The sequence below is a fragment of the Limosilactobacillus ingluviei DSM 15946 genome, assembly GCF_001435775.1.
Lineage (GTDB): Bacteria > Bacillota > Bacilli > Lactobacillales > Lactobacillaceae > Limosilactobacillus > Limosilactobacillus ingluviei.
Genome location: NZ_AZFK01000074.1, coordinates 4,529 through 4,873, shown reverse-complemented (window position 1 = coordinate 4,873; position 345 = coordinate 4,529). Strand labels below are relative to the sequence as shown.

Here is a 345-nt window from a genome sequence, read left to right as displayed (position 1 = left end):
AACGCGCCGAAAGTAGTTGGGGGATCGCTCCCTGCGAGGATAGGGCGTCGCCACGCTTATGGAGGATTAGCTCAGTTGGGAGAGCGTCTGCCTTACAAGCAGAGGGTCACAGGTTCGAGCCCTGTATCCTCCATTGAGCCGGTAAGCTCATGAGCCGTTAGCTCAGTCGGTAGAGCATCTGACTTTTAATCAGAGGGTCGACGGTTCGAACCCGTCACGGCTCATTGCCAAAGGAAGGATTCCTAAGTTAATATGCCGACTTAGCTCAGTTGGCAGAGCACCTGTCTTGTAAACAGGGGGTCGGAGGTTCGAATCCTCTAGTCGGCATTGATCATTTTAATATGA

3 tRNA genes are annotated in these 345 nt (G+C 52.5%); all 3 read left to right on the top strand.

The annotated features are described in order from the left end of the window. The first annotated feature begins 60 nt into the window (after nucleotides 1-60). Nucleotides 61-133, top strand: a tRNA-Val gene (locus FC43_RS07450). 18 nt (nucleotides 134-151) lie between these two features. Beyond that, nucleotides 152-224 (top strand) — tRNA-Lys (locus tag FC43_RS07445). A gap of 30 nt (nucleotides 225-254) precedes the next feature. Further along, nucleotides 255-327 (top strand) — tRNA-Thr (locus FC43_RS07440). Nucleotides 328-345: the final 18 nt, after the last annotated feature.